General features: G+C 37.5%; 14 protein-coding genes. 9 read left to right on the top strand and 5 right to left on the bottom strand.

What is annotated here, in order from left to right; genetic code table 11:
* From ACO052_RS02995 to ACO052_RS03010, 4 genes are all read left to right on the top strand, one after another.
* Positions 1–4,578, top strand: coding sequence for a TonB-dependent receptor plug domain-containing protein (locus ACO052_RS02995; RefSeq protein WP_422106536.1), 4,578 nt, complete (start codon positions 1–3; stop codon positions 4,576–4,578).
* A gap of 128 nt (positions 4,579–4,706) precedes the next feature.
* Positions 4,707–5,219, top strand: a complete 513-nt coding sequence (locus tag ACO052_RS03000; protein ID WP_422106537.1) for an RNA polymerase sigma factor — start codon at positions 4,707–4,709, stop codon at positions 5,217–5,219.
* Positions 5,200–5,625: a hypothetical protein gene (locus tag ACO052_RS03005; protein ID WP_422106538.1), complete on the top strand. Its 426-nt coding sequence runs from the start codon at positions 5,200–5,202 to the stop codon at positions 5,623–5,625. Before ACO052_RS03000 ends, ACO052_RS03005 begins: the two co-directional genes overlap by 20 nt.
* A 25-nt stretch (positions 5,626–5,650) precedes the next feature.
* Entirely contained in the window at positions 5,651–6,127 is a 477-nt protein-coding gene (locus ACO052_RS03010; protein ID WP_422106539.1) for a hypothetical protein, read from the top strand.
* Positions 6,128–6,180: 53 nt separating this feature from the next.
* Here the strand turns inward: ACO052_RS03010 and ACO052_RS03015 are convergent, their stop codons facing one another.
* The 3 genes from ACO052_RS03015 to rsmI all read right to left on the bottom strand — a co-directional run bounded on the left by ACO052_RS03015 (position 6,181) and on the right by rsmI (position 8,949).
* A complete protein-coding gene (locus tag ACO052_RS03015; RefSeq protein ID WP_422106540.1) occupies positions 6,181–6,747 on the bottom strand; it encodes a uracil-DNA glycosylase family protein in 567 nt (188 codons plus the stop codon).
* Between the two features lie 142 nt (positions 6,748–6,889).
* On the bottom strand, positions 6,890–8,272 hold the full coding sequence (locus ACO052_RS03020; protein WP_422106541.1) for a uracil-xanthine permease family protein: 1,383 nt from the start codon (positions 8,270–8,272) through the stop codon (positions 6,890–6,892).
* Positions 8,273–8,280: 8 nt separating this feature from the next.
* On the bottom strand, positions 8,281–8,949 hold the full coding sequence (gene rsmI / locus ACO052_RS03025; RefSeq protein WP_422108033.1) for a 16S rRNA (cytidine(1402)-2'-O)-methyltransferase: 669 nt from the start codon (positions 8,947–8,949) through the stop codon (positions 8,281–8,283).
* Positions 8,950–9,040: 91 nt separating this feature from the next.
* Here rsmI and ACO052_RS03030 point away from each other — a divergent pair, with 91 nt between their 5' ends.
* Positions 9,041–12,454, top strand: a complete 3,414-nt coding sequence (locus tag ACO052_RS03030; protein WP_422106542.1) for a gliding motility-associated C-terminal domain-containing protein — start codon at positions 9,041–9,043, stop codon at positions 12,452–12,454.
* Here ACO052_RS03030 and ACO052_RS03035 read toward each other — a convergent pair whose 3' ends face one another.
* On the bottom strand, positions 12,455–12,811 hold the full coding sequence (locus ACO052_RS03035) for a DoxX family protein (RefSeq protein ID WP_422106543.1): 357 nt from the start codon (positions 12,809–12,811) through the stop codon (positions 12,455–12,457).
* Between the two features lie 3 nt (positions 12,812–12,814).
* Positions 12,815–13,561: a hypothetical protein gene (locus tag ACO052_RS03040; RefSeq protein ID WP_422106544.1), complete on the bottom strand. Its 747-nt coding sequence runs from the start codon at positions 13,559–13,561 to the stop codon at positions 12,815–12,817.
* Between the two features lie 171 nt (positions 13,562–13,732).
* On the opposite strand from ACO052_RS03040, the gene ACO052_RS03045 reads away from it, so the two are divergent.
* The 4 genes from ACO052_RS03045 (at position 13,733) to ACO052_RS03060 (ending at position 17,129) form a co-directional block, all read left to right on the top strand.
* A complete protein-coding gene (locus ACO052_RS03045) occupies positions 13,733–14,386 on the top strand; it encodes a thymidine kinase (RefSeq protein ID WP_422106545.1) in 654 nt (217 codons plus the stop codon).
* The gene (gene alr / locus ACO052_RS03050) at positions 14,373–15,476 is read left to right on the top strand and encodes an alanine racemase (RefSeq protein ID WP_422106546.1); all 1,104 of its coding nucleotides are present in this window, start codon (positions 14,373–14,375) and stop codon (positions 15,474–15,476) included. Before ACO052_RS03045 ends, alr begins: the two co-directional genes overlap by 14 nt.
* Before the next feature lie 72 nt (positions 15,477–15,548).
* Positions 15,549–15,950: a large conductance mechanosensitive channel protein MscL gene (gene mscL, locus ACO052_RS03055; RefSeq protein ID WP_422106547.1), complete on the top strand. Its 402-nt coding sequence runs from the start codon at positions 15,549–15,551 to the stop codon at positions 15,948–15,950.
* A 189-nt stretch (positions 15,951–16,139) separates the two neighbouring features.
* The gene (locus tag ACO052_RS03060) at positions 16,140–17,129 is read left to right on the top strand and encodes an aspartate-semialdehyde dehydrogenase (RefSeq protein WP_422106548.1); all 990 of its coding nucleotides are present in this window, start codon (positions 16,140–16,142) and stop codon (positions 17,127–17,129) included.
* The last annotated feature ends 8 nt before the right edge of the window (positions 17,130–17,137 follow it).

Consider the following 17,137-nt stretch of genomic DNA (forward strand, 5'->3'; position numbering starts at 1 on the left):
ATGAGACGACACATTCTACATTATACTAAACTTCTAATGGTCATCAGTTTTTGTCTTTTGACCTTAGTATCCTTCAAAGCTTATAAAGCACTTCATAATCCATTAGAGAAAATCTATACGCAGACCGATAGACCTTTCTATTTCCCTGGCGAAACCATTTGGTTTAAATCTTATATAGTAGATACTGATCATACCATTTCTACCATTAGTGATATTATGCATGCCGAATTGATTTCACCAAAAGGAGCCATCGTTAAATCTTTACGGTTAAATGTAAAGCAGGGCTATACCTATGGGCAATTTGATATTAATAAAGATTGGGTCGGTGGTATTTATACCCTGAAGTGTTATACCAATTGGATGAACAATTACGGGGATGACAGCTTTTTCACGAAAAAAATTACAGTGCAAAAAATCGTAAAGCCCAAACTTTTGCTCAACCTGAAATTTGAAAAAGAAGGCTATGGAAAGTCATCTAAAGTCATCTCAAATTTTGAGGTCAAAGACTTAAAAAACAATCCCATCGCCAATACCAAAGTGACCTATAAGGTCAGTGTAAAAGGAACGCCTATCATTAATGACGTTGTAATAACGGATAAAGATGGTAAAGCCAAACCTACCTTTAATCTGCCTGATAATTTAGAAACAGCAGATGTGGTTTTAAATGTTTTGGTCGAACATAAAGGCACAACAGAATCCATATCCAGAGCGGTGCCCGTAGTTTTAAACACTATTGATCTTCAATTTTTGCCTGAGAGTGGAAAAATTGTGGCAGGTACGACCAATGCAGTCGCCTTTAAAGCCCTCAATGAATTTGGAAAACCGGTAGATCTTAAGGGAGAAATTCTATCCGATGCCAATGTGGTGGTAGCCGATTTTGAAAGCTTTCATGATGGCATGGGTAGCTTTAGTTTTAATCCCAAAATAGGGAAATCCTATTATGCTAGAATTACTGAGCCATTTATGTCAGAAGCGCCCATACCACTCCCTAAGGTTTATGAAAATGGTGTGCGGTTTTCCGTTTCTACCGATAGTCTAAACACGCAGCTGGATATTTTTTCGACCTACGCCACAGCATTATTTCTAGAAGTATCAAACGCTACTGGTACACTTCTAAAAAAGAAGGTGGGAAATCAAAAAAAGGTGGTGTTGACAACTAGAGATTTACCTATCGGCATTACTAAATTCAGTATTAAAAATGAGTACGGTAGCACTTTTGCAGAGCGCTTAGTGTTTTTAAATCCTCACAAAAAACTCAATATCAACTTATCTCTAGACAAAGACATTTATGATACCAGAGAAAAAGTAAAACTCACCGTAAAAACCTTTGACCATCAAAAAAACCCTATTCCGGCAAACCTATCCATAGCCGTTGCGGACAACAAGTTATTATCCTTTGCAGATGACAAACAGGACCATATTTTATCCTATTTATTGGTGTCATCAGAACTAAAAGGTAAGCTCCACAAACCTGAGTTCTATCTCAATCCTAAGGAACAAAAATCTGAGAAAGCCATGGATTACGTGATGCTCACCCATGGTTGGCGAGATTATATCCAAACACCAACCGTTACCCATAAAAATGCACAATTTCTCCCCGAAAAAAGTGCTTTACAAACTGGTGTCGTTTTAGACAAAAAAGGGAAACCAACCCAAGCCCATTTACTGCTTTTTGACAATAAAGGAAATAAGGTTTTAGTTTTTGATACCGAAGAAGATGGGTCATTTGCTTTTAAGTTTAACAAAGATTACATCCTCACATTATTGGCTTACAAAGACAATGGCGATCGTGTTACCATTGAAAAAACCGAGCTAAAAAAAGCGAACTATAACCATCAGACCAAAACAAAGCATCCTGAAAACAACGATGGTTTTAAAACCTTTAAGAAAAATGAAAAACCCTTAAAAGAAAAAATTAAGCAGAAAGCTCTAGTCTCTATAGGTCTAGGCGAGGATAAGAATAATCTGGATGAGGTGGTTGTGGTTGGCTACAGCATGACCAGAAAAGCCCTTCTCACAGGATCCGTATCTGTTGTAACCGCAGAAGATATCTCTGTAAATGGTAATTCCATAATAAATGCATTAGCCGGAGAAGTTGCAGGTGTCAAAGTCACCAATGCATCAGGGCAACCGGGAAATGCGCCCATAGTAAGGATTAGAGGTTTTGGCTCAAGGTCTGGTAATAACCAACCTTTAGTTGTGGTCGATGGTGTCCCCTATGAGCAATCGGCTTTAGGGGATATCAATCCTCAACAGGTAGAAAATGTTACCGTATTAAAAGATGCTGCAGCAACAAGTATTTATGGATCCAGAGGCGCTAATGGCGTTATCCTTATTAGTACAAAACACGGAGCTAATTATTACGGAAGCGGTGCCGTAAAACGACTTAATAATAAAAAATATAACAATTACGCCGTTAAACAATTTTACAACTATAGCCCTATCTATACAGATACACCAAGACATTTCTATATGCCGAAATATGACGGAGCTCAATTACCCGAAGAACGAACGGATTTTAGACAAACCATATATTGGAACCCCGTAGTTCAAACCAATAGCGATGGGATTGCAGAGCTTGAATTTTATAACTCTGATGCCGTGACTTCATTTCACATTACAGCAGAAGGCATTGGTTTTAATGGTCTCGTCGGTAAATCGGACACCTTATACGCCACAAAGAAGCTATTAAATGTCGACTTTAAAACACCTAATTATATGGTACTAAATGATACCATAGCATTACCTATTACCATTACAAACGAAACTACAAAAGCTATAAAAGCGAACTTAAAAATTCAGTTACCAAAGCACTTAAAATTAGTGTCATCTTTTGACAAAGTCGTGCGTATTGATCCCGAAAGCGCTATAACAAGACCAATAAAAGTCATTCCGATAGAAAAAGGGGAAGATTTGGAAATCTCTGTTTTAGCAACATCTGAAAATTATAGAGACCTCGTAAAGAAGAAGGTAACGGTTTTAAGCCCTTATTTTCCAACATCACTGTCCTTATCAGGCTCAAACGCAGAAAGCTTTGAGTTTGAAATTAACCATGCTGTCAAAAACACCATAAAGACAGAATTCAATATTTACACGGATATTGTTGGAGATGTTATGGACGGTATTGAGTCTTTAATACGTCAACCCTATGGTTGTTTTGAACAAACCTCATCGACAACCTACCCTAATATTATGGTCTTAAAATACCTCAAGGAATCAGGCAAAAGTAATCCACAAATTGAAGCTAAAGCCTTAGATTTTATCAAAAAAGGCTATAAACGACTGGTGAGTTTTGAAACTTCGGAAGGTGGATTTGAATGGTTTGGACACACACCTCCGCACGAAACCTTAACCGCTTACGGAATTTTGGAGTTTACCGAAATGAAAGACGTCTATAATGGCGTGAGTGATAAAATGATCACCAGAACTGTAGATTGGTTATTAAGTAGAAAAGATGGCAAAGGTGGTTTTAAAAAGAGTACTAAAGGTTATGATAGTTTTGCAAGTTCGCCAACAGATGTTGCTAACGCCTATATTGTTTACACCTTAAGTGAAGCAGGTATTGACGCAGACCTTAAGTTAGAATATAATACTGCTTATAGCGACGCTGTAAAAAGCAAGGACACCTATAAAATGGCACTACTAGCCATGGCAAGTAGCAACTTAAATAAGGGTGACAACTTTGATAGTCTTATCAACATGATAGAAGAAAATATAGAGCGCTACGGTTTTAAAAACCTACCGGTAGACAATACCATTACGAGATCTTATGGCAACTCAAAACAAATTGAAACTGCTGCCCTTGCGGTATTAGCACTAATGGATGATAAAAATGAAAATGTAGCCTTGGTCGCCAAAGGAATTGATTATTTGGTAAAGCAGCGTAGAAACAATCGTTTTGGTTCTACACAGGCTACGGCTATGGCCCTTAAAGTACTTATTAATTACACTAAAAAACAAAAGCAAAAAATAATTGACAACAATGATGCGATTACCTTAGTCATTAACGGTAAATCCATAAGCAAAAAATTGCAACGCTCAGATGATGGCAAAATTACCATTAGCGATTTTGAATCTTATCTTAAATCGGGCAGACAAACTATCGTTGTCAAATTCAATAACCCAAAAGTAACTTTCCCCTATAATTTAAATATCCATTGGGACAGTACCTTACCGGATAGTTCTAAGGCTTGTCCTTTACAACTCAGCACCACCATAGCTGAAAACAACTATGCTGTTGGTGATAATGTAAGCTTTACTATTTCTGTATCTAATACAAAAGTAGAGCCTTTGGGTATGATTACCGCTATTATCGGCATTCCGTCCGGAGCGACTCCACAACCTTGGCAATTAAAAAAGATACTTGAAGAACATCAAGCAGCTTATTATGAGGTGTTTGACAATTATTTAGTGTTCTATTGGAGAACGTTTAAAGCCTCAGAAACCAAAACTCTCAGGTTAGACTTAAAAGCCGATATTTCCGGCAATTATCAAGCTCCTGCTAGCACCGCTTATCTCTATTATGGCGATGAAAACAAGGCCTGGATTGCTGGGAATACACTTAAGATTGCTGATTAGAGTATTAAGTTCACCTACAATAACTATAACAAAACCTTACCAGAAATGGTGAGGTTTTTTACTACTTAGATAAAAATAATTACCTTTTTCTGTTATACATTCTACGTCCATAACGTTATTAAAGTAGGATGACCAAATTAGAGTTTAAAAATACTGTTTTTGTTTTGTCAGAAAAGCTATTTCCTATGGTTTCGAGGATTTTAGGCTCTGATGAAAAGGCAGAAGATGCCATACAAGAGATAATGATTAAGATCTGGCAAAAGAGGTCAAAACTCAAAAATCATCCAAATATTAGTGGCTTTGTTTTTTTAACTGCTCGTAATTATTGCTTAGATGTTCTCAGGAAAAATAAAATTGAACCATCTGGCTGTGCAAGTCATCTGAGAATTATAACATCCAAAGATGAAAACAATCTAGAGTGGCAGGATCTTAACAGAATTGTATTAGAAATTTTAAAAACTTTACCTGTGCAACAAAAAGAAGTTTTTCTAATGAGAGATATAGATGGTTATGATTTTATAGAAATTGCCTCAGCATTAAATATCAAACAAGCCCATGCGCGAGTTTTAATTTCTAGGGCAAGAAAACAAATAGGTAGCGTACTTCTAAAAACATATGATTATGAAAAAGGAGCATATTAAAGATATTTTTGATAGATATAAAAACGGACAAACCTCTTTAGAGGAAGAAGAGTTTTTACTTAAAAACTCATGTGACTTAGATTTTCCGTTATCAGATTGGATAATTCATGAGAAACAAAATAAAACAAAAGCAACAGAAGATTTCAATGACCAACTTTGGGCATCTTTTAACAAAAAAATAAAACCAAAAAATAGTTTAGCAAAAAGAACCTTGATTGCCGCTGCCGCAGTGGTATTATTTTTTGCAGTATACAAAATAAATCAGCAAGAACAGACTCAAAGTCTCTGGGAAAAAGAGGCTTTATTAATACAAGCCAAAAGTATGTTTTCGGAATCTGAACAAAAAACAAATCAAGAAATCGTTTTTGAAGATGATTTGATAACCATATATACTACAACAGAATAAATGTAAACCCTTAAAAGTAAATACTATGAAAAAAATTGCATTCGCATTAACTTTAATAGCTTTAGTAATTAGCTTCAGCATTTTTGCACAAAAAAATAATACGACAACCCTGCGAGTAGAGGTTAAGGAAGATAAAAAACCATTAATCTATGTTAATGGGAAAAAATTTGATTTCTCAATGGATATATTAGACCAAAGTAAAATAGAATCAGTTAATGTTTTAAAAGGAGATGAAGCTAAAGCATTATACAACACATCTAATGGAGTGATTTTAATTACTACAAAAGCCAATAATAAAATGAGCTTTTCTGTAAAAGAAGAAAAGAATAAAAATCTAAAAAAACCAGTTGTAATTATTGATGGAAAAATATCTGACCGAGGAGAATTAGATAAACTAGAAGGAGAACAAATAGAAAAAATGGAGGTTTTAAAGGGTGAAAAGGCTATAGAAAAATACAATGCGCCTAATGGTGTAATTGTTATAACTACGAAAAAGGACTAGTTATTATCCTAAATAAAATCTAAAGTTTAAACCTCGTGAATTAGCGAGGTTTTTTATTTTAATATAGTTTTTATTATTTCTTGTAAAACCGGAATTATATCTGCTTCAAACCACGGGTTTTTGGCACGCCAAAACCGATTGGTGGGTGACGGATGTGGAATGGGAAAATACTTTGGCAAATAACTTTTGTAATCGCCAACACGCTCCGTTAAGTTTTTTTTATCTTCTAAATAATAGTTCTGCGCATAGGCCCCAATTAGAATGACCATTTCCAAATTTGGCATGCCATTGAATAATAGTGTGTGCCATTGTGGTGCACATTCGGGTCGCGGTGGTAAATCTCCGGTCTTAGCTTTACCCGGATAACAAAAGCCCATGGGGACGATGGCAAAGTTCTCGGTATTGTAAAATTGTTCGTCTGTAACATTCAACCATTGTCTTAATTTTTTACCACTTTGGTCGTCCCAGGGAATACCAGATGCATGGACTTTAGTTCCCGGCGCTTGCCCAACAATAACGATTTTAGAGTTGGGGTGTGCCGTGACTACAGGTCGTGGGCCTAAAGGTAAATGCCCTTTACAAATGGTGCATTGACTGATGTCTTTCAACAATTCTTGCATTGGTCTACTATTAAAAATACTTATAATTTGAGGTGACTAAATCTATTATTCATATAAATTCAAGTCTTTATGTACTCGGCATAAAATCATTCTTAGAACGGGAAAGTTTGAAACAACGGCTATTGGGTTTGGCACACTAAAACTACGTTTTAAGCCGAGGAATCAAACTATCTAAAAGTAAGCCAAAAAAGGCTGCAACTGCCATTTGTGAGCCAAAAATTCCAGAAATTATATCCTTGAGCGTTTCAGAATAATTAAAAAGTGCTTTTTGCGTCTCTGGAGCATTTATGTATTCTGGTATTCCAAATGCCATTAATAAGGTAAAGCCTATAATAGAGACATTTCGCATATCGGTTAAGTCACTTTTAGCCGTAATTTTAACACCGATTCCTATGATCATGCCAAATAGAACACAGTATAATCCACCCATAATTGGAGTAGAAATGGTGCTTAAAAAAGATCCAAAAAAGGGAATGAGTCCAAGAACTATCAACAAAAGTCCTCCCAAGAAAGTAATCTTTCTTGAGGCCACTTTAGAAATCCCTATTAAGCCAATATTTTCGCTATAAGACGTCGTAGGGTTAGCACCTATTAGACCTGCAATAAAACAGCCAATCCCTTCAAACAATATACCTCGGTTAATTTTTTTATCCGATAATTTTGTGGAGCCAGTCTCTTCATCCTCATATTCAGCAATTTCTGCAACTGCATTATAATCGCCTAAAGATTCGAAAGTGGAAACAAAGTAAGCAATGATAATTATCAATGTATAGGTAAAACTAAATTTTGGGGTTCCCCAAGTAAAAAAAGGAAAGCTGCTTCTCAAAACATCAAAATTAAGATTATGCAGCGGTATTGTTGCTGGGTGCTCTTCATGAAAAACCCCTAAAACACTTAACAACACACTTAAAAAATAAGCTATTAAAATTGATGTTAAGATGGATAGTGAACTAATGATATAAAACCTTTTTTTAGGGTTTGAAAAAGGCTTTCCATACGAAAAGAAAAAAATCAAAACTATAGTAAAAATTGCAATAGGCCAATAAGTACTTGCTTGACTGGTCGCTACACTAAAAACAGATAGGCCAATCATCATAACTACTGGGCCAATAACCGTAGGAGTTAACAATCTCTGAATTCTACCTGCTAATCCTAAAAATCCTATGATGACTTGAAAAAGCGAACCCAGAATAATAGCACCCATGATATATTGCAGTGCATCTTTAGGTGTTTCATGACCTTGCGATATTATTAAAAGTATTGAAGGTATAAAAGCAAATGAACTCCCTTGAATAATGGGTAGCTTATTACCAAAATAGGATTGTAGTGCAGTGGCAATCCCCATGGCTAATAATACATTAGAAATTAACAACGCTGTTTCTCCAGCAGTCAGTCCAAGTTGTGAAGCTATGATTGCTGGCACAGCAACTGTTCCACCAAGCATCGTAAGTATATGTTGAAAAGCATATACAATTGCTTTTTTAAAAGGAGGTCTATCTTCTATTTTATAGTGCAACTCAGCCATTATTACTTTTATTTTTTACCCCCAACGACAATCACAATTTCTCCTTTCGGCGGCTTATGTGTATAATGTTCTAAAACTGCTTTGACCGTTCCTCTAATGGTTTCTTCGTAGAGTTTGGTCAACTCTCTAGAAACGGCAATAGGCCGCTCTTCCCCAAAATACGCACAGAAATTTCCTAAAGTTTTGATCAACTTATGCGGACTTTCGTAAAAAATCATGGTTCGGGTTTCTTCAGCTAATAGTTGTAGTCGGGTTTGGCGTCCTTTTTTTACAGGCAAAAAGCCCTCAAACACAAATTTATCGTTCGGTAGGCCACTATTGACCAATGCCGGTACAAAGGCGGTAGCTCCTGGCAGGCATTCCACGGCAATATCATGTTCTACACAAGCTCTTACCAACAGAAAACCAGGGTCTGAAATGGCCGGAGTGCCAGCATCGCTAATCACTGCAATCGTCAGTCCTGATTTTAATTTCTCGATTAAGCCCTCTACAATTTTATGCTCATTGTGCATATGATGGCTTTGCATCGGTGTAGAAATTTCAAAATGTTTTAAGAGTTTTCCTGAGGTTCTAGTGTCTTCGGCTAAGATTAAATCTACGGTCTTTAAAACCTCAACGGCTCTAAAGGTTATATCCTTTAAATTCCCAATTGGTGTGGGCACCAAAAATAACTTCATGTTGACCTGCTTATAACTCAAATTTACAATCTTTTGTAGTTCTTTACGCAACCATTCAGAAAATTCTGTATCTTCTGATAAATACCAACTCATGCTAAAATCAATCTGTTTTTGTCTCTTTTTGGGTCTAAATTTGGGCTTGTTATCAGCCCAAACAACAGATCTATCCATTGCCATTGAAGCGCAGGACTTGGACGGAAATACCATATCCCAGGTTGACATTTATGAGGATTTTCAGTATGTCATCACAATCTCCAACTCTGGTAATGCGGTGAATAATGCTACTATTTCTATAGCATTTGACGACGAGTTAAGCATCATATCTTCTAGCTCCCAAAATAATAATAACGGGGCATCCGATATTAGCAATATTGCGATCACTGCAAATGTAGTAACGGCCTCCATTGAAAATATGCCCAATAACGCGAGTGTTGAGCTATTGGTCTTAGTGACTGCACCCACCAACCTCGGTGGCATAGCGGCTAACGGTACGGTGAATCCTCCTCCAGGAACAACAGACACCAATACTGGTAATAATCAATCTATCATTTCAATCGACGTATTAGACGTTGTTATTGATTTTGTGGTATCACATACCCAAATTCAACCTACTCCAGGAACCGCCATAAATGATTGGGGAGACGAGGTGACCTATCAATTTACCGTTACAAATAATAGTGCTATCGATTTCCCCATCGACAGTATTGACGGGAAATTACTACTCTCATCGACTTTTGATAATGGTCAACCTATTGCAGAATTTGTCTCACTCGATTGTATTGGGGCCACTAATGGTACCTTATGCCCAGACTTAAGCAACCTTAATAGCATGTCGAGTGTTATTGACGCATCAAATATCACGGCTGCCCCGTCTATTTTTAGTTTATTACAAAGTTTTGAAGTCACGTCTGGTGGCAGCATCACTTTTGAATTGGTGTATCGCTATTCTAATATTTCATGCTCGCCAAATCCGGCGCCCATTACTGTTGAGAGTGTTATCGTTATAGGTCTTAATCATGAAAACCTATCCTCCAGCAACTCTAATAATGTGACTACCAATTTAATCAATGCGGAACTTTGCCCTCTAACCGATATATGCATTGAGACCGTACAGGTGGATCCTGAAGTTTCCGAACCCCTACAATATGATTCAAATATTACTTTAGTAACCACAGTGTGTAATAATGGGCCTTCCGAAGCACCTATTCGTTTCTTTCTTCAAAATCTAACCCCTACAATTCCTTGGAGTATCATCTCACTTAATTGTATTGAAACCACTGGGCCTGTTGCCTGCGACGACTTCACATTATCGGATAATGGTCAAATCTGGGTAAGTAGTAATTTTCTCTTACAACCAAATACAACTATAACTATAGAAACAATACTTCAGTTTGCCGAGCCCCCTTGCAGCACGACCCAAAATGCCGTTCAAGCCATTGTTAGGGGTGCCGTTAACATTTTAAACTCTCAGCTCGTCGATACCGATCCCACTAATGATTTATCCACCAATAACCTAAACTTGCCCCCTGCAGAGTTGTGTGATGAGAACAGCCTATCTGATCTTCAGGTAACAAAAACCCAAATCAGTCCAGTCTTACCAACAGGTAGCACCGCAGGTGATACTGCTCAATGGGGAGAAGTGGTCTATGAGATTACGGTGACCAACGTTGGTGAAACAGATGAAGCTATTCTTATACAAGACCACATGCCAGTCCCTAGTTCGGATGATGCACCCATTCTCGCGACTTTGACTAACCTTGAATGTACCGGAACTACAGGTAACGCCTCTTGTCTGCCTATTAATAATGCCTACATCGGAGTGCCTTTTGACGGAGTGACTGAAGATGGTAGTTTTGATACCTTTTGGGAAATTCTTGCAGAAGACAATTGGTTACTTCCCGCCAATAGCTCCGTATCTTTTACCGTGACCATCGATTGGCAACCAGAATGCGCTACCCAGGAACTCTTCGGTTTTAATTTCGTACGCGTCAACTTTGCGAATAACGCCAATGAAGTTAGTTTTTCTAATAATGTCGCCTTTGTTAAAACCTTTTTTGCCCCTTGCATTGATTTAATTGTACAAACCTATCCAGAATTTACTCAGGTTGATACAGGCGGTTCCTTCGACTGGATTGTAGATGTGAGTAATAGTACAACAAGTGCCAGCGCTATTGATGTCCTTTTTGAAAATACCTTAAACCCGGTTTTTACAGTTTCTGGAACCCCAAATTGTACAGTTTCAGCAGGTAGTGCGACATGTATTTCAAGTTTTAATGTCGATGGTAATATTATAAGTGGTACCATCCCGATGATGGAGCCTGGTTCTACGATTAGCATTCGCATTCCTGTGACGGCACCAGATTTTGGTGGCGCCTTTAATAATGTGGCACAGGCATTCCCAAATCCAGAGGACAATGAAGAATTGACACCAGATACGAATATCTCTATTAATAGTGTACAGATAGTTTCGCCCGTTCTCGATAAATTTTTTCTGCCAGACACCATTTTTGAAGGTGATGAAAGCGAATTGATCTTTACGATTTTTAATGTGGCTTCCAGCCCTACGCAAAATGGTATTTCATTTACGGACAATCTGCCGGCAGGGCTTACCCTAACCTCAGCACCCGCTTGGGTTGAAGCTAATGGCTGTACAGCCACATTTAGCGGTAATATGGGTGACACCTTTGTGGGCGTATCGGATCTTACGTTTCCCGATGCTGTTGAAAGCTGCACCTTTTCTGTCATGGTAACTTCGGATACTGCAGGAATCTATTTAAACAATTCTCAAAATATAAGCGATACCAATAATTTAGATACCTCTCAGACGAGTGCCAGTTTAAATGTCATTGTAGACACTTCTAACGTTGACATTGCCATTTTAAAATCGGTAGAACCGACCGAGGCTATTGTAGGCGAACAAGTGATTTTTACCATCACAGCTATGAATATGGGCACGACTCTAGGCACGGCCATTGAGATCATTGACCTGCTACCCACAGGTTATGAATTTATATCAGCCACCACCAGTTCGGGCACTTTTGATGCGAATGAGTTTAGCTGGTCGCTACCTAGTTTAGCGCCTGGTATTTCCGAATCCTTGAGCTTATCTGTAAGTGTGATTTCTTCAAATGACTTAGACAATCTTGCGATGCTAAATAGTCTCAATGAAGTGGATAGAGACCCTTCAAATAATGAAGATAGTGCTGGGGTTGAAATTTCAAATTGTTTGGCTATTCCTCAAGGGATTTCACCCAATGGAGACAGAGAAAATGATGTTTTAACCATTCCTTGTATTGAAAGCTATCCAGATAACGTGATTAAAATTTTCAATCGCTATGGTACACAAATATACGAGGCCAATAACTATATGAATTCTTGGGACGGAAAGGCCAATATGGGATTCCCCAATTCATCAGATCCGCTACCAGTAGGGACGTACTTTTATATTTTAGAAATCAATGGTTTTGAACGACCATTACAGGGCTATATTTACATCAACTATTAACTAGTCCCTAATATATTTCCCTAAAAAGTAAGATGGAAAAATTAAAATTAAACCAATAAGAGATGCCCCTAAAATATCATCACCTGCATAATGATGGGCTAAAGTTGCCAAAACCAAATCAAAGAAAAAACCAGCGTAGGCCCATTCTGTAAGCCATTTACTGCCTCTCCATAAAATCATTACTACGCCCAAAACTTTTAAAACAGCTAAGGGGATAACAATATAAGTGGGATAGTTAAAACTTTCAAAGAAGCCTTTTACCATCTCGGTTTTAGTAAAATACATGGTCGCAGAAAACAACATAGTGCCACAAAGCATGGCTGTGGTTATCCAGTAAATAAGCTTCTTAAGTCGCATGGATTAATTGAATTTCCCTTCTACTATCTCGATAAAGCGCGCTTCGTACTCCTCTTTACCTTCCCATTGATTGTAGTCTGGCTTAACCATATCATTAATGAGCTTTTGTGCTTCAGCTAAAGAATCCGTTGTATTAATTTGAGAAATAACACGGTCGTAATCTTCATTCTTCCCTTCGAATAAATGCTTAATAAAGGCTAATTTATCGTTCAGTCCGATTTGTAAGGCCTTACCCTTTAATTGATCGTTCAACGACTTTTTTGCCTGGGCAGCTTCACGTTTTTTTGCCTCTTCTATAGGTTCAAATTCTGGTATTTCTGCAAAATCGGAGCTTATGGTCTCAAACTCTATTGTTGTTGGCTTTTCTTGTGTGACGGCTTCTTCAATCATGACATCGACTTGTCGCGTTTCACCTGGCATTTGCGCCACCATATCTTTAATCTTTTCCATCACAGGTTCCATAATACCATCATCTTCTACCTCATCTACATTGACATAGGTCTTGTTCCCTATTTCAATATTATCGCTCACTTTATTGTTAAACGCCGTATCCAACATATCGAAAAACGAAGAATCATTTCCTATCGTTGGCATATCATTTTCAAAATTCTCTTGAGCAAACTTTAAAACCGTTAATTTTTCATATAGTTGTGCTACCTCTTCGTGCATTCGGTTCACATCCTCCTTGCCAGTAAGTTTTAGAATCCTATGCGCAATGCTTATTAATTCTGATTCTAATTTCTTTTTCATGTGATCTGTTTTAATTATTTAAGTAAAGTCACATGTAACATCTTTAACCTACTTATATCTTCTTGAAAATAAATAGTAGATGTTTCATCTTAATTACTTTTGATTTTTAATATTTTTGATTGACCTTTATACAAACGAATTATTACTACGTTTTAGTGCTAAAATTACGAAATGTTTCTTGAAAATACGGTAAATCATAAAGAACAATTTGGGTGGATTGAAGTGATTTGTGGATCGATGTTCTCTGGTAAAACCGAAGAGCTCATTAGACGATTAAAACGCGCACAATTTGCCAGACAAAAAGTTGAAATTTTTAAACCTGCTGTTGATGTTCGTTATGATGACGATATGGTAGTCTCCCACGATGCTAATGAAATTCGTTCTACCCCCGTACCCGCGGCTGCTAATATTCCTATTTTGGCAGATGGCTGTGATGTGGTTGGTATTGATGAAGCCCAGTTTTTTGATGATGAAATTGTACGGGTCTGTAACGACCTTGCCAATAAAGGCATCCGCGTCATCGTTGCTGGCTTGGATATGGATTTTAAAGGCAACCCTTTTGGACCTATGCCTTACCTTATGGCCACAGCAGAATATGTCACCAAAGTCCACGCCATTTGCACTAAAACGGGGAATCTGGCACAATACAGTTATAGAAAAGCCAAAAGTGATGATTTGGTCCTGCTTGGTGAAGTCGATGAGTATGAGCCCTTAAGTAGAGCCGCTTTCTATAAAAGTATGCTGCGCGACAAAGTAAGGCAAATGAAGGTGAGAGATGCCGAAGAGATTAAAGCAAAAGAAAAAAAACCGGATGCCAAAAGCTAATGAAACTGTTTTAGAAATTGATTTAGGTGCCTTAACCCACAACTTCAATTATTTAAAATCAAAATTACTGCCAAACACGAAGTTTTTGGCGGTGGTAAAGGCCTTTGCTTATGGTTCTGATTCGGTTGAAATTGCAAAGCATCTCGAGACGCTAAAGGTCGATTATTTCGCAGTAGCCTATACTAGAGAAGGCGTTTTATTAAGAGAGGTTGGCATAAGCACTCCTATTTTGGTGTTACACCCTCAACCCATCAACTTTAAGACCATCATTGAGCGTTGTTTAGAACCCAGTATGTATAATGCAAAGGTTCTGAATGAATTTATCAAAGTTGCAGAAGCAGAACAACAAAACGATTATCCCGTACACATAAAGTTTAATACGGGTCTAAATCGATTAGGGTTTTGGGAAAGTGATGTCGATTATGTGCTTTCAAAACTAAAGGCGACCAAGGCAATTAAGGCTAGGTCCATTTTTTCGCATTTAGCTGCAAGTGAAGATCTGAATGAAGTAGAGTTTACAAATCGCCAGATTGAAAGTTTTAAAGCAACCGCCAAAGCATTTAAAGATCAACTCAATGACCCATGGTTACACATGTGTAACACATCGGGTGTTATCAACTACCCTGAGGCGCATTTGGACATGGTGCGCTGTGGTATTGGACTTTATGGTTTTGGAAATTCTGCAGAAGAAGACAAAACCCTAAAACCTATAGCTCGCCTTAAATCCGTTATTTCACAAATCCATATGATCGAGAAAGACGAAACTGTTGGCTACAACAGAGCTTATAAAGCCAAAGGATTCGAAAAAACAGCAACGATTCCCATAGGTCATGCCGATGGCATAGGGAGACAATATGGAAATGAAAAAGGCTTCGTAGTTATAAATGGCCAAAAAGCACCTATTATTGGAAATGTATGTATGGATATGATTATGGTAAATATCACACATATTGATTGTAACGAAGGGGATGAAGTCATTGTTTTTGATGCCGAACATAAGGCGTCGGATTTGGCAGAAGCGGCTCATACCATTTCTTACGAGATTATCACGGCCATCTCGCAACGTGTTAAGCGTGAATTCTACAATTAAGCTTTGTTAAGATTTTAACATATTGGATTTTTAGTTATTTTAGTAATCTATTAATCTAAACACTAACTAATTATGTTAAAAGAATTTAAGGAATTTGCAATGAAAGGCAATTTAGTCGACATTGCTGTTGCATTTGTTATGGGTGCTGCTTTTAATAAAGTAGTGACCTCTTTTACAGGTGGTATTGTTTCACCTCTTATTGGACTTATTTTTAAGTCTGATTTTAAAGACCAAAAATGGATTATAAATGAGGGTACGAAAAATGACGCAGGAGAAATAGTTGGTGAAGTTGCTGTAATGTGGGGAGATTTTGCTACTAATGTCATTGATTTTATTATTGTTGCATTTGTGATGTTCATGGTCATAAAAGGTGTCAATAAAATGAAGAAGAAAGAAGAGCCAGCTCCTGAAGCACCGGCAGGACCATCTGAAATTGATTTACTAATCGAAATCAGAGATTCACTTAAGAAATAATTAAATATAGCGCCACCGCTACATTACATATTAGTACTAACCAAACCCAGATGTAAAGTCTGGGTTTTTCTTTTAACTATGCGGTTAAATAATTAACAATTTGTTTTTTATTGTTAAATCACTTTATTTTATTTCAAAGAAGGTGTCCTTTTTGTTTAATTTTGCACGATAATTATTTAAAAATTAAAAATGAGAGTAGCTGTAGTAGGAGCAACAGGTCTTGTCGGAAATGTGATGCTTAAGGTCTTAGAGGAACGCAATTTCCCAGTAGATGAATTATTAGTAGTAGCTTCAGAACGATCCGTAGGCAAAAAAATAAGCTTTAAAGGTGAAGAGCTTGAAGTCATGAGTATTCCAACCGCTATTGAAAAACGCCCAGATATCGCTCTGTTTTCTGCTGGTGGTAGTACGTCATTAGAATGGGCTCCGAAGTTTGCAGAAGTGGGCACTACGGTGATCGACAATTCGTCCGCTTGGAGAATGGACTTGTCCAAAAAACTGGTAGTTCCGGAAATTAACGCCACACAGCTCTCTAAAGAGGATAAGATTATTGCCAACCCAAATTGTTCAACCATTCAAATGGTGATGGCATTGGCTCCACTTCATAAACAATATAAAATAAAGCGTATTGTTGTGTCTACCTACCAGTCGGTTTCAGGAACCGGTGTCAAAGCTGTAGAACAATTAGAAAATGAAATTGCTGGCAAAAAAGGAGACATGGCTTACCATTATCCAATTCATAAAAACGCCATTCCGCATTGTGATATTTTTGAAGACAACGGTTATACCAAAGAAGAAATGAAACTGGTACGTGAAACTCAAAAAATTCTAGATGATAGAACCATTGCTGTAACGGCGACGGCTGTTAGAATCCCTACTGCTGGTGGACATAGCGAGGCCGTAAACGTCGAGTTTGAAAATGACTTTGACCTCAATGAGGTTCGCAAAATCCTTAGCGAAACTGATGGGGTTACTGTTCAAGATAACTTAGAGGTCAATGTGTATCCAATGCCTATGTACGCCAATGGCAAGGACGATGTTTTTGTAGGGCGAATTCGAAGAGATGGATCTCAACCTAACACGCTTAATCTATGGATTGTCAGTGATAATCTTAGAAAAGGGGCAGCGACAAATACCGTTCAAATTGCTGAGTATCTTGTAAATAATGCCTTAGCTTAATAAGATAT

Origin of the sequence: Winogradskyella sp., assembly GCF_965228925.1 — a bacterium.
Taxonomy (GTDB): Bacteria; Bacteroidota; Bacteroidia; order Flavobacteriales; family Flavobacteriaceae; genus Winogradskyella.

Excerpts from the sequence above, each read along its gene's own strand:
- ACO052_RS02995 (WP_422106536.1), top strand. The coding sequence starts at position 1 with ATGAGACGACACATTCTACATTATACTAAACTTCTAATGGTCATCAGT.
- ACO052_RS03000 (WP_422106537.1), top strand. The coding sequence starts at position 4,707 with ATGACCAAATTAGAGTTTAAAAATACTGTTTTTGTTTTGTCAGAAAAG.
- ACO052_RS03005 (WP_422106538.1), top strand. The coding sequence starts at position 5,200 with ATGAAAAAGGAGCATATTAAAGATATTTTTGATAGATATAAAAACGGA.
- ACO052_RS03010 (WP_422106539.1), top strand. The coding sequence starts at position 5,651 with ATGAAAAAAATTGCATTCGCATTAACTTTAATAGCTTTAGTAATTAGC.
- ACO052_RS03015 (WP_422106540.1), bottom strand. The coding sequence starts at position 6,747 with ATGCAAGAATTGTTGAAAGACATCAGTCAATGCACCATTTGTAAAGGG.
- ACO052_RS03020 (WP_422106541.1), bottom strand. The coding sequence starts at position 8,272 with ATGGCTGAGTTGCACTATAAAATAGAAGATAGACCTCCTTTTAAAAAA.
- rsmI (WP_422108033.1), bottom strand. The coding sequence starts at position 8,949 with ATGAAGTTATTTTTGGTGCCCACACCAATTGGGAATTTAAAGGATATA.
- ACO052_RS03030 (WP_422106542.1), top strand. The coding sequence starts at position 9,041 with ATGCTAAAATCAATCTGTTTTTGTCTCTTTTTGGGTCTAAATTTGGGC.
- ACO052_RS03035 (WP_422106543.1), bottom strand. The coding sequence starts at position 12,811 with ATGCGACTTAAGAAGCTTATTTACTGGATAACCACAGCCATGCTTTGT.
- ACO052_RS03040 (WP_422106544.1), bottom strand. The coding sequence starts at position 13,561 with ATGAAAAAGAAATTAGAATCAGAATTAATAAGCATTGCGCATAGGATT.
- ACO052_RS03045 (WP_422106545.1), top strand. The coding sequence starts at position 13,733 with ATGTTTCTTGAAAATACGGTAAATCATAAAGAACAATTTGGGTGGATT.
- alr (WP_422106546.1), top strand. The coding sequence starts at position 14,373 with ATGCCAAAAGCTAATGAAACTGTTTTAGAAATTGATTTAGGTGCCTTA.
- mscL (WP_422106547.1), top strand. The coding sequence starts at position 15,549 with ATGTTAAAAGAATTTAAGGAATTTGCAATGAAAGGCAATTTAGTCGAC.
- ACO052_RS03060 (WP_422106548.1), top strand. The coding sequence starts at position 16,140 with ATGAGAGTAGCTGTAGTAGGAGCAACAGGTCTTGTCGGAAATGTGATG.